The organism is Novosphingobium sp. NPDC080210, assembly GCF_050281025.1.
In the GTDB taxonomy this organism is placed as follows: Bacteria; Pseudomonadota; Alphaproteobacteria; order Sphingomonadales; family Sphingomonadaceae; genus Novosphingobium.
Genome location: NZ_JBNNWL010000011.1, coordinates 1 through 12,174, shown reverse-complemented (window position 1 = coordinate 12,174; position 12,174 = coordinate 1). Strand labels below are relative to the sequence as shown.

At 58.8% G+C, this 12,174-nt stretch carries 9 protein-coding genes and 4 pseudogenes; 9 read left to right on the top strand and 4 right to left on the bottom strand.

What is annotated here, in order from left to right:
* A pseudogene (locus ACQKOE_RS16370) lies at positions 1-404 on the bottom strand (DDE-type integrase/transposase/recombinase); the annotation flags it as partial.
* On the opposite strand from ACQKOE_RS16370, the gene ACQKOE_RS16365 reads away from it, so the two are divergent.
* The 5 genes and pseudogenes from ACQKOE_RS16365 to ACQKOE_RS16345 all read left to right on the top strand — a co-directional run.
* The gene (locus ACQKOE_RS16365; protein ID WP_410000288.1) at positions 405-779 is read left to right on the top strand and encodes an Lrp/AsnC family transcriptional regulator; all 375 of its coding nucleotides are present in this window, start codon (positions 405-407) and stop codon (positions 777-779) included.
* Positions 780-904: 125 nt separating this feature from the next.
* Positions 905-1,168 carry a hypothetical protein gene (locus tag ACQKOE_RS16360; protein WP_315610390.1) on the top strand — a complete coding sequence of 88 codons (264 nt, stop codon included), beginning with the start codon at positions 905-907 and terminating at the stop codon, positions 1,166-1,168.
* Entirely contained in the window at positions 1,168-1,608 is a 441-nt protein-coding gene (locus ACQKOE_RS16355; protein ID WP_315610391.1) for a periplasmic heavy metal sensor, read from the top strand. Before ACQKOE_RS16360 ends, ACQKOE_RS16355 begins: the two co-directional genes overlap by 1 nt.
* A pseudogene (locus ACQKOE_RS16350) lies at positions 1,605-2,093 on the top strand (RNA polymerase sigma factor); the annotation flags it as partial. The gene ACQKOE_RS16355 and the pseudogene ACQKOE_RS16350, both read left to right, overlap by 4 nt.
* A gap of 33 nt (positions 2,094-2,126) precedes the next feature.
* Positions 2,127-2,432 (top strand): annotated as a pseudogene (locus tag ACQKOE_RS16345) (IS5/IS1182 family transposase); the annotation flags it as partial.
* 145 nt (positions 2,433-2,577) lie between these two features.
* Here the strand turns inward: ACQKOE_RS16345 and ACQKOE_RS16340 are convergent.
* The 3 genes and pseudogenes from ACQKOE_RS16340 to ACQKOE_RS16330 all read right to left on the bottom strand — a co-directional run.
* A pseudogene (locus ACQKOE_RS16340) lies at positions 2,578-2,745 on the bottom strand (transposase); the annotation flags it as partial.
* 117 nt (positions 2,746-2,862) lie between these two features.
* Positions 2,863-5,502, bottom strand: a complete 2,640-nt coding sequence (locus tag ACQKOE_RS16335) for a LuxR C-terminal-related transcriptional regulator (protein WP_427513769.1) — start codon at positions 5,500-5,502, stop codon at positions 2,863-2,865.
* 159 nt (positions 5,503-5,661) lie between these two features.
* Complete coding sequence (locus ACQKOE_RS16330) at positions 5,662-6,891, bottom strand: NAD(P)/FAD-dependent oxidoreductase (protein WP_427513768.1); 1,230 nt, start codon at positions 6,889-6,891, stop codon at positions 5,662-5,664.
* A gap of 205 nt (positions 6,892-7,096) precedes the next feature.
* On the opposite strand from ACQKOE_RS16330, the gene ACQKOE_RS16325 reads away from it, so the two are divergent.
* The 4 genes from ACQKOE_RS16325 (at position 7,097) to ACQKOE_RS16310 (ending at position 12,063) form a co-directional block, all read left to right on the top strand.
* Positions 7,097-8,281 (top strand): alkane 1-monooxygenase, encoded by a 1,185-nt coding sequence (locus tag ACQKOE_RS16325; RefSeq protein ID WP_427513767.1) that lies wholly within the window; start codon positions 7,097-7,099, stop codon positions 8,279-8,281.
* A gap of 180 nt (positions 8,282-8,461) precedes the next feature.
* The gene (locus tag ACQKOE_RS16320; protein WP_370638816.1) at positions 8,462-8,839 is read left to right on the top strand and encodes a rubredoxin; all 378 of its coding nucleotides are present in this window, start codon (positions 8,462-8,464) and stop codon (positions 8,837-8,839) included.
* Positions 8,840-8,897: 58 nt separating this feature from the next.
* A complete protein-coding gene (locus tag ACQKOE_RS16315; RefSeq protein WP_230290970.1) occupies positions 8,898-10,352 on the top strand; it encodes an aldehyde dehydrogenase family protein in 1,455 nt (484 codons plus the stop codon).
* 46 nt (positions 10,353-10,398) lie between these two features.
* Positions 10,399-12,063, top strand: a complete 1,665-nt coding sequence (locus ACQKOE_RS16310; RefSeq protein WP_427513766.1) for a GMC family oxidoreductase — start codon at positions 10,399-10,401, stop codon at positions 12,061-12,063.
* Positions 12,064-12,174 lie beyond the last annotated feature (111 nt).

Sequence of the window (12,174 nt, the reverse complement as noted above, 5' to 3'; positions counted from 1 at the left end):
GACTCACAGTAGCCATTCTCCCATGGGCTGCCGGGTGTGATGTAGAGCGTCTTCACGCCGATCTTCGCCAGCCACTGTTGGACGGCATTGGCGATGAACTCGGGGCCGTTGTCTGACCGTATGTGTGCTGGCGGCCCTCGCGTAACGAACAGTTCAGCCAGGGCTGCCAGAACGTCCTCGCTACGCAACCGTCGCGCTACCGGCAGGGCCAGGCACTCCCGGCTGGCCTAGTCGATGATCGACAGGATGCGGAACTTGCGGCCATCGTGCGTGCGCCCCTCGACAAAGTCGTAAGACCACACGTGCCCCGGATACTCTGGCCGCAGGCGGATACATGATCCGTCGTTGAGCCAGAGCCTTCCCCGCTTCGGTTGCTTCTGCGGCACCTTGATGGCCGCATGACGATCCGCGACCTTGCTGCGCGTATTGGCCTATCGAGCCCAAGTGTAACTGAACGCATCCACAAGCTGGAAGACGCGGGCGCCATCCGGGGCTATACGATCACAGTCGATCCCAAGGTTTTTGGTCTGTGCGTTGCTGCACATGTGCGAATGCGCGCCATGCCTGGCGAAATGAAAAGAGTAGCTCAAATGCTCATCGATACGCCCGAGGTAGTAGAAGCTGACCGTGTGACCGGTGAGGATTGTTTTCTTGCGAAAGTGATCGTTAGCGACGTCCAACAACTCGAAACCATCATCGACCGCTTCGTTCCGTTCTCGTCGACCGATACGGCCATTGTCCAATCATTGACCGTTCCCCGCCGCCTTCCCAAGTTGTAGAAAGCGCGAAACCGATCGCGCCATTTTCAACCGTTTATGCCTAAAACCATTGCGCCGCCCGATTTTGGTGAGGGCGACAAGCTCTACGCGCGTATAACAGGTTACACCTTTGCAGGGATGATATGATGGATGATGTATTGAAAAGGCTCGCCGATCTGCCTCTACCGGTTGGGCTGGACAGGTTGGATGACGCTATTCTCGCTGGCTTGGCCGCGCGACAAGGCGAGGAGCGCGCGACATCGCGGCTGTTGTCTGCGGCGGCAGTCCTTGCGCTCGGTGTCGGTTATGCCGGAGGTAGCATATTGCCGACCCCGGCGACGGCCGCCGATCACAGGTTGGTGATTACGGAAACCGCGCTCGCGCCTTCGACGCTGCTGGATTTCCTTTGATGCGGTCTGCGTGGCGCATCGGGCTGATTGCGCTCATCGCATTCGCCGCCGCTGTCGCGGGCGTCTATGTCGCTCGGACCTTCAGTGAGCAGGCGCGCAAGAGCGAGAGCGAACTTCACGCTTTTCTGCATAACGAATTGAAGCTCGACGCCGCGCAGGAAACCAAGATTGAGGCCATTGAGGCGCGGTTTGCGGTGCGCAAAAAGGCGCTCGAACTCGATATGCGCGCTGCGAATGCCCGACTGGCCGAGGCCATCGAGGCCGAGCATGGTTATGGTCCGAAGGTCACCGCTGCGGTCGATCACGTTCATCATGTCATGGGCGAAATGCAGAAAGAGACGCTTGAACATCTCTTCGAGATGCGTGCGGTGATGAACGCCGATCAGGCGCGGCGCTTCGACAAGACCGTGGTCAAGGCGCTGACCGCCGACGCGCGGTGAGCCTCGATCTCAGCCAATGCAGCGACGGCGAGCTGGCGGCGCTTGCGCTTGGCGGCGAGGGGCGCGCCTATCGCGAATTTTTGCGGCGCTATCGTGACCCGGTTTACCGGCTGGTCCGCAATACCATCCGTGACGGTGAGGAAGCGATCGACGTTACCCAAGAGAGCTTCGTTTCGGCCTTTGCCGCGTTGAAACGCTATGACCGTGAACGCCCGTTCCGGCTTTGGATATCGCGCATCGCGCTCAACAAATGCCGGGATTGGGCAAGGCGGCGCGCGGTGCGCGCTTTCTTCACGCGGGCCGCGCCGCTCGACGATGCTTTCGGTCTGGCAAGCGACGAGGCCTCTCCCGAAGATGAGGCCGGCGACAGGGCGCAGATGCGCCGGGTGAACGCGGTTATCGCCGAGCTACCGGCGAAGCTGCGCGAAGCATTGGTGTTGCGAGCCGTCGAAGGCATGTCGCAAGCGGAGGCTGCCGAAGCGTTAGACGCCTCGAAAAACCTCTGGCGCATAGCGGGCTGGGCCGATACTGCCTACCGCAGCCAGGCCAACGAACGCTGGCTCAGGCGGCAGGGCAAAGTCAGCCGTATCCATCGTCGCAAGCCGAAAGGGCGACCGATGCCCGAACGCACCGCCAAGGCCAACGCCGCCAAGTCGAAAGTTCGTGCCCGCGTCGACCATGTCTTCGCGCACCAGAAGGCAAAGATGGGCCTCTTCATCCGCACCATCGGCATCAAGCGCGCCGAGGCCAGGATCACCCTCGCCAACCTGGCGTTCAACATGCACCGCCTGATCTTTCACGAAACTCGCGCAGCGACGGGATAAGTGTGCCCGGAGGGCGGAGAATTACCCAGGAAAGCAATGATGAGCGGCTCGAAACGATAGAGAATGCGCCGCGTAGCGGCCGCATGAAACCCGTCAGCCCCTCATCGCGCCGCCATCGTCAAATCCACCGGGTTGATGGAGGTCCCCAGGTGTAATACAGGCTCTGAGCGATGCCTTCACGGCGGCACAGCTCGGCAATGCTGTCCTCGCCACGCAGGCCTTCGAGCACGATGCGGATCTTGTCCTCGGCCGAGAAGTGCCGACGCGTCCGCCGCCGGATGTCCTTCACCACCCGCTCCGCAGGGGCCTTCACCGGTGATTTAAGGAGGGTTTGGGCTTCATCTTCGTTCCTTCGTCACTACGACGAAGCCCAAACCCTCCTTAAATCACAACCTCAAATCTGTGCCATGGGTGCTGACGGGGGACATTTTCAGTTGTTAAATAGCTTCATACTATCCGCCAATAATATCGCCTGGACGCGATTTTTAACTCCAAACTTGGAAAATATGTTGTGGACATGCCATTTAACGGTATCTTCGCTAATTCTATATTTCAGGGCAATTTCGCGATTTGAAAGACCGTCTTTAATTTTATGGAGAATTGCCAATTCTTTTCTCGTAAGGATATCATTTTTGATTTCTTTTGATGTGAAGGCAGGATAATCATTTAACTTGATGCGGTGGCTGCCAAAATCCTGATCGCCTGGCAGGAGATCGAGCAGCGGTATCGAGCTTGGTCCTAAAAATTCCAGATATTGACGCTCGTCAAGCAACGTTCGATAACATCCCTTCCGTTCGGCAATTTCGATGGCATCCGCCACGCGTTGCTCGGCAACCGTCAGCCTTTCTGTTGCCGCATTGGCGCCCGCGAGGCACAACAGAGCTGAAATTTCCAGCCTGCTCGATTGGCTGCGACGCGCGTGATCCAACGTGGCGCTCGCTAACCGGCCCGACAGATGATGCTTCCCTCTTCGCGCTGCGATACGAGCTTCCGCGAGGGATCTCATGGCGCGTAAACATGGGCCATGTGATGTCTGAAAGACAGGCTCGCTTTGCGCCGGCAAGATCGCGCTGGCCTCGTTGGGGTCATCCAGGACCAGTAGATAGGCCAGGGCAAGACGCGCGAGCACATCAAGACGCGGGAAGGTGCATTTCCCGGCGATCAGGCGCGCCTCCCAAAGGAGTTCGCTGGCGACTCTCCGGTCGCCTTCGTGATTGGCGATGGCTGCCGCAGTACGAAAGGCTGAAAAGAGGAAATCTACCACGCCGTGTTGACGTACGAAACCCAGAACATTACCAACCCGTGAGGCGATACCGTCAAGTTGGTTCGCCTCGTATCGTAGTTCAAGCTCCAGTATTTCCAGGAGATTGGCAGAGAACGGTGTGGCATTGATCTGGGCTATGTTGTCGTTTCGCGCCCATCTAAGGCGCTCAGCGGCGCCTTGCATATTGCCCCGCGAAATGTCGCTGTAGATTATCGCGCTGTGAAGCCAGCCGAGCGCATACCGATGGTCGGCGGTGACGTTGACGGCGGACGCTTCAAGACTCAATTTTTCCAGGTCATCAAACCGACGTTCGCTGGCTGCGATAAAGCACAGGCATGTGAGGATTGCCCCCCTGGAGACGAGATCAGCATCACCATTCAACTTTATCCATAACTCGCATTGCCGTCTGCTTTCGGCAAGATTGTCCGCGGTTGCTTCGCCGATCGCGGCGACGAGATCGCACCACCACTTCGTCCGCCGCCGGGCCGCTTCGTCGGAAAGGCCGACGCTAACGGCGCGAAGTTCCGCCAGCAGCGCGGCCGCCTGTTTCTGGTCGTGACTGAAAATCTGCGCCCAGGCCGACCCGACAATGATCGTCGGGGCAGAGACGGCCTCGGAGAAGCTGCGCCGCCATAGCTGGATCTGATCCACCTCCCCTTGGCGCAACGCGATGTCTATCATGCTCGTTGACGCGACCTCGGCCGCAGCGTCCAAGTCGCCCGCTCGCAGATAGAGGCTGATACTTTCGCGACTATGACCGTTTGCCCGCTGCCATTGAGCAGCCCGGACTAATAGTTCCGACTTGAGACCGTGAAGTTCCACCGCAAACCTATGCTCGAGAAATTCGCGAAGCAGCGGGTGAAATTCATAACCTAACTGTGTTCGGTCCTGTGGGGTAAGCAGCATGCGTTCGGCGGAGAGCTCTTCGATGAAGTAGGCCCCATCGCTCCTGCTAAAAACATGGTTGAAGTAGTCGGCGGAGATCACCCCAAGGATCGAGGCGCGGATGCAGAACTCCCGCACATCACTGGGGAGACTGGCGAGTATGGCGCTGCGAAAATATCGATCCAGATCGCTATCGCGACCGGTGACACGATCAACGACCAGACGTTCGGCAGTTGCATGATTCGCTGAAGCGGCCTGTAACAAAAGGCATAGTGGTTCCGCCCAGCCCAGTGTTCGTTTCCAGAGCAAATGGATGTCCGGTTCCGAGATGAGAGTTCCGGGCTCGCCACGCGCGACTGCATTCGCTTCGACAAGCGTGAAGGCGAGCGCATCAGTCCCGACTTCCCGGAGCTGTCGCCGGGCGGCGATGCGCGCAAAGCCGATGCCCGCAGTCGTTGCTGCCATGATCTCGACGTCAGCCGGCGCAGTAAGCATGAAGTCCTCGATCTCATCCGTCAAATCCGGATAAAACCCGATGTCGTCAAAACAGAGGAGAATATCCGACTCCGATTGATCAATGAGTTCCTGCAACCAGGCGGCGAGAGCTTGGAGTGTCTGAGGAACGACGTCCGGAAGCGATGGGGAATCATTCCCGGTGGCGCGGTATGCTGCGACTATCTGCGCATGGATGCGCTCTGCGAGCAGACGGGGATTATAATCGCATTCCTTGGCGGACACCCAGGCCATATAGGCCCCGTCTTGACGGCGGTTGGCCCAGAACTGGGCCATCGCGACACTCTTTCCATAGCCAGAAGGCGCGCGAAGGAGGTGGCGGCGCCTAGCTTCATCACCCTTAAGCAGGCGCGGGCGCGGAAGGCATCCAGACGCGAGCAACGCTACCCGTTCATTGACATCATCCATGATCGTCGAACTTCCTCTCCTGCTCTAGCCTGCCTTTTCCGTCGGTCTTAGCGGAACAACCGAACTCCTATTACAGAGATTGCCATTCCTGCCAAAACCAACCGGAACGCTGGTGACCATTCCCCCCGCGACGCCTCCGCCGGCGATGAGCAAAGCGGGTCAGATGACGGCCTCCTTCAAAGGGATGGCGGGATTGCTCAGCTTGCTAGGGTCGATAGTCGTGCGCGCGCTGATGAATTGCTTACCAACCAGGAAATCCTGTGGCGAATTGATCGCTTCGACGCACTGGATGCGATCGCCCTTCAAATGGAAAATTGCAAAGCCTGCGGCAGAGGGGACGCCTCGCAGAAGGACGTGGTCGACATCGATCGCCTGACCGGCGATCTGCAGTTTCATATCATATTGGTCGGACCATTGCCACGGAACTTCGTGGGTCAGCGAGGGGCCGCCGACAATGGCGTTGGCGGCCTGTCTGGCTTGTTCGAGCGCATTGGGCACGCTCTCGAGACGGGCGATGTGTGCGTAGTGCGGGATCGGGCGACGGGCGACGTCGCCGATGGCGAAGATGGCGGGATCAGATGTGCGCGCTTCAAGATCGACGAGAATGCCAGCGCCGGTATTAAGCCCGGCATCCCGCGCGATTTCGTCATTGGGAACGGCGCCGACGCCGACGAGGACCGCATCGCACGCGATCGTTCGACCATCGTCGAGACGCACACCGCTTACACGCCCATCATGACCTTCGAACCCCGACACGGCGACACCCAGTTCGAAGTGGATGCCCTGTTTCGCATGGTATTTGTGAAAGAAGGTGGAAAGTTCTGGGCAGGCTACGCGGGCGAGCAGTCGCAGCTCGCGCTCAATCACTGTTACTTCCGCTTCAAGCGCTTTTGCAGACGCCGCCACCTCCAGGCCGATGTAGCCGCCGCCGACTATGACAAGGCGCTGGCCGGCTCGCAGGGCGTGTTTGAGTCGTTCCGCGTCGCCCGCCGTTCTCAATTCCATAACCCCGTCTAGGCCCGCCCCCTCTACCTGCAGCCTGATAGGGCGAGCGCCCGTCGCGATGATGAGATAGTCGTATTGCAGATCCTCGCCGGTCGATAGCATCACCGTCCTAGATTGGCGTTCCAGCTTGTCCGCCCGAATGCCCAGTCGCAGGCCTATCTGAGATGCTTCGTAGAACCCGGACGGTTTCAGGAGCATCGGAGCTTTACCCGGTTCGGCCCGGAGCGAAGCCTTGGAAAGCGGCGGACGATGGTAGGGCAGGAGGGATTCTTCACCAACGAGCGTTATCAGCCCCTCGAATCCGAGCTGGCGAAGGAGGGCTGCCGCCGTTCCGCCCGCATGGCCCGCCCCCAGAATCACGACATGTTGATCCGCTCGGCCCATAGATGCTCTCTCCTGAAACGCTGTGGTTCGACCGGCAGGTCGATCAATCTGATCTTCAGGCTCATTCGATAGAAAATTCGGATCAATGCAAAACCCCACTTTAGTTGGGTTGTTCTACGAGATGAAGCAGCCAAGCTTATAAAGCGGCACGACTTGCCCAACGTTAGCAACGCAGAAAGTGCGTGCGCATCGAGAGGAGATGTCCATGAGCACAACCATTTTGAGTGACGGCGCGCCTGATCGCTATGTCGACAGGAAACGCTACCTATGGGTATTGTCGGTCGTTTGGCCGGCGGCACCCCTTATCGGGCTTTATCTCGTCCACCTGACGGGATGGAGCATCTTCTATGCCTTCACACTGTTCGTCTGGTATGGTGTGATTCCGGCTTTCGACGTCCTGCTCGGCAAGGATCCGAACAATCCCCCCGAAACAGCAGTGGTCCGTCTGGAGGCGGATAAATATTACCGGGTTCTCACCTGGCTGACCGTTCCGGTGCACTATGCCTCGCTGGTCGGCTGTGCATGGTGGATCGCGACGCAGCCGATCGCGTGGTGGGAGGTGGTGGCTCTCGCTTTCTCACTGGGCATCGTCAATGGGCTGGCGCTGAATACCGGCCACGAACTCGGCCACAAGAAGGAGCCCTTCGATCGTTGGATGGCCAAGATCGTCCTGGCCGTAGTTGGCTATGGTCACTTTTTCATTGAGCACAACAAGGGTCATCATCGCGACGTGGCGACTCCAGAGGATCCCGCTACCTCTCGCATGGGCGAGAGCATCTACAAGTTCTCGCTCCGCGAAATTCCGGGCGCGTTCCTGCGCGCATGGAATCTGGAGAAAGTGCGGCTAGAACGTGTCGGCAAGAGTGTCTGGAGCCTAGACAACGAGATCATTCCCCCGCTGATGATCACTCTGGCCGTATATGCCGCCCTCCTGCTGGCTTTCGGGCCGGATCCAAAGTTGCTAGTATTTTTGCCCATTCAAATGGCGTTCGGCTGGTGGCAGCTTACCAGCGCTAACTATATAGAGCATTATGGACTCTTGCGCCAGAAGATGGCGGACGGTCGGTACGAGCGCGCTCAACCGCGCCACTCGTGGAACAGCAACCACATCGCGTCAAACCTCATTCTGTTCCACCTGCAGAGGCATTCAGATCATCACGCCCACCCGACGCGCAGCTACCAGTCGCTCCGAGACTTCAAGGGCTTGCCGGAACTGCCTACCGGCTACCCAGGTATGTTCTTCATGGCACTGATCCCGCCGGTCTTTCGGACTGTCATGGATCACCGCGTCGTGAAATGGGCTAATGGCGATATCGGCAAGATCCAGATAGATCCGGCACACAGAAAGAAGATCGTCCGTAAATACGGTGTGGCGTCCCGGACTCCCTAGAGTCCGCTCGCTTGGGTTGCTGACAAGGCGAGCGATTTTCGAGACGCCTCGGTCGCTCATCGGATAATTATAATCATAACCGGAGCGCCTCCGAGGCGGCGAGTCTTCCATGGCGTTCCGGTCGGTCTCGCCTGTCACGGTGACATCGCTGCGCTGAAGCGCGAAGTAGAAAGTAATGTGATGACTCAATATAAGTGCCCTGATTGCGGCTATATTTACGATGAAGCAACGGGCAATCCGCACGAAGGCTTTGCGCCTAACACGACATGGGCGGAAATTCCCGACAATTGGGCATGCCCAGACTGCGCGGTTCGCGACAAGCCGGACTTCATTCCTCTTGGGGGGGGTGCTGTCAACACGGCTCCGGCGGAGCTTTCCGCGGACGCGGAGCCATTCGCGAAATGGCACTGCGTGACCTGCGGCCACGTCTACGATGAAGCGCTGGGCGACCCGGCGACCGGGCTTGCCCCCGGCACACGATGGGCCGATGTGCCCGCGGATTGGTACTGCCCGGACTGCGGCGCGACCAAGGAAGATTATGAACGTCTGGACTTCTGACGGAGCGCCAGGTGACCCCGTGCGACTTCGACAGCCACGTCATTTTGAGGAGAGTCCTATGAATGTTCAAGCATTCCCGCGCGCCAGCTCCGAACCTGGTCTGGACGTGAGTCATATCCAGGGTCTCTTCGCCTGTCAGCGCGAAACGGTCGAGCGTGATAGATCCCGGTTCGGCTTGCGGGATCGGCTGGATAGCCTGACGCGGCTGAAGGACACGATCAAGCGGCGCGAAGGCGACATCATCAGCGCGCTTGGCGCTGATTTCAGAAAGCCGGAGCCGGAGGTGCGGCTGACCGAACTCTTCCCGGTCTATCAGGAGATATCCCACGCCAAACGGCACCTAAGATCCTGGACAAAACCGCACCGCGTCCCGGGCTCACTCGGCATGTTCGGGACCAGCGCACACGTACGTTACCAACCCAAAGGCGTGTGTCTAATTGTCGCTCCGTGGAACTATCCTGTCAATCTGAGCCTCGGTCCCCTGGCGTCAGCCCTGGCTGCGGGAAATACAGCTATCATCAAACCGTCGGAGTTGACGCCGGCGACGTCCGCCATCATCCGGCAGATCGTTGAAGAGACATTTCCGCGCGAACAGGTCGCGGTGTGCGAGGGCGACGCATTGGTATCACAGGCACTGCTGGACCTGCCGTTCGACCATATCTTCTTCACTGGCAGCCCTCAAGTCGGCAAAATTGTGATGGAAGCCGCCGCGAAGCACCTGACCTCTGTGACGCTCGAGCTGGGCGGCAAATCGCCAACGATCGTCGATTCGACAGCCGATATCGACGACGCAGCGCGCAAGATCGTCTGGGGAAAGTTCTCCAACAATGGCCAAACCTGCATCGCACCCGATCACATCTATGTCGCGCGCAATCAGGCGAAGTCCCTTGTCGGTGCCCTCCGCCGCGAAATTCGGCGCGTATACGGGGAGACGGAGTGCGATCAGAAATGCGGTGAGGATTACGGGCGGATCGTAAATTCTCGGCATTTCGATCGCCTCAGCGCGCTGCTCGACGATGCAACCTCGCGCGGCGCGCTGGTCCTCGAAGGAGGGGTTCGAGATCCGGATCAGAAATATCTCTCGCCAACGCTGATCGGGGGGACCGACCCCGAAATGGCAATTTCGCGGGAAGAAATTTTCGGGCCAATTCTGCCAGTGATCGAATACGACGATATCAGCCGCGTAATCGATACAATCAACACCGGCCCCAAGCCGCTCGCTCTTTATATCTTCAGCAAGCACGCCCCAGCTTGGGAATCAATCATCGAACGGACCAGTTCCGGCGGTGTTTGTATCAACCAGAACGTCGTCCAGTACCTGCACCCCAATCTGCCGTTCGGAGGGGTCAACAACAGCGGTATCGGAAGCGCGCATGGCTTCCACGGCTTCAAGGCATTCTCGCACGAACGCGCAGTGTTGAGGGACAGGTTCTCTGTATTGCGGCTTCTGTTTCCGCCCTACACACCCGCCGTGAAGCGATTGATCGATATTACGGTTCGCATTCTAGGCTGAGCGCCCAGACAGAGAGTTGTCTTGGCACTACAGATCGGAGAGATGGATGTTTGATTATATCATAGTGGGTGGGGGATCCGCTGGTTGTTTGCTAGCAGAGCGTTTGTCGGCAAACCCTGAGATACAGGTCTGCCTGCTTGAGGCGGGGCCACCCGACCGCAGTCCGCTAATCCATATGCCCATTGGGATCGCTCTTCTTTCCAAGAGCAAGACGCTTAACTGGGCCTACGAGACTGAGCCGCAGCCCAACCTCGGCAACCGGAGACTGTTCTGGCCGCGTGGAAAGACACTCGGCGGCTCAAGCTCGATCAATGCAATGGTCTATATCCGTGGTCATCGCGAGGACTATGACGCCTGGGGAGAGGCGGCCGACCCAATCTGGTCCTTCGATAATGTCCTTCCGTTGTTCAAGGAGATGGAGGCGAACGAGCGATTCGGAGCTGACGCGCACCACGGCGGTTATGGCGAGCTTCACGTCAGCGATCTTCAGACCGTCAACCGGCTGAGCGAAGCATTCGTTGAGGCTGGGCAAGAAGCGCAGTATTCGCACAACGCCGATTTCAATGGCGACACACAGGATGGGATCGGCTTCTACCAGGTTACGCAACGCAAAGGGCGGCGTTGGAGTTCCGCCCGAGCCTTTCTGTCAGGCGCAAAAGGGCGGCCTAATCTCCGAATAGTAACCGGAGCGCGGGCAACGCGGATCATTCTGGAAGGGCGCAAGGCGGTCGGCGTGACCTATGCGTCGGGTGACAAGCTCACCGACCTGCGCACCAGGGGCGAGGTCATTCTGTCGGGCGGTGCGATCAATTCACCTCAGTTGCTGATGCTTTCCGGCATCGGCGACGCGGCAGAATTAGGGGGGTTCGGCATTCCGGTCGTCGTCGATCTGCCGGCGGTTGGAAAAAACCTGCAGGATCATCTCGACATCACGATCATGCACGAGGCGAACGATCGTACGCCGATCGGGGTTGCCCCATCGTTCATCCCGCGGGCACTGGCTGGCGCATTATCCTATGTGTTCCAGAGGCGGGGTTTTCTGACGAGTAACGTTGCCGAGTCCGGCGGATTCGTCAAAAGCTCACCCTCACAAAGTCGCCCGAACCTGCAGTTTCACTTCCTTCCTACTCTGCTGAAGGACCACGGCCGCCAGATCGCCTTCGGTTATGGGTACACGTTGCATGTCTGCGATCTATTGCCGAAGAGCCGGGGCCGGATCGGGCTAAAGAGCCGGAATCCGCTCGACGATCCCTTGATCGATCCCGCCTATCTCTCGGCTCCCGAAGACATCGAGACGATGGTCTCGGCGGTAAGGATCGGGCGTCAGATCCTGTCGGCGCCGTCGATAGCGACCTTTTCGAAACGCGAGCTGGTTCCCGGATCGTCAATCGAGAGCGAAGCTGACGTCATAGCGGACATCCGCCATCGGGCCGAAACGATCTACCACCCGGTTGGGACATGCCGGATGGGAAGAGATCCGCATTCCGTCGTCGATCCGGCGTTGCGCGTCCGCGGGGTGGAGGGCCTTCGTGTCGTCGATGCCTCCATCATGCCCACCCTCGTCGCTGGGAACACCAACGCGCCAACGATGATGATCGCGGAACGGGCCGCCGAGCTCATTCTCGGGAAAACAAGGCTCAAGGCGGGCACGGAGGAGGGATCATCCTCCACCGTATCTCTAGGTGCCAGGCAGCGAAGTCAGGTCGGATGAATGGGCGTTCCTACGGCTTGACCGGCCCCCACTGAGTGGTCCGCGTTAATTGTTAGTGCAAGATTGCCTCCGGCGCCATGGGTGACCGCAGGTGGAGCGAAGCGGAACCGG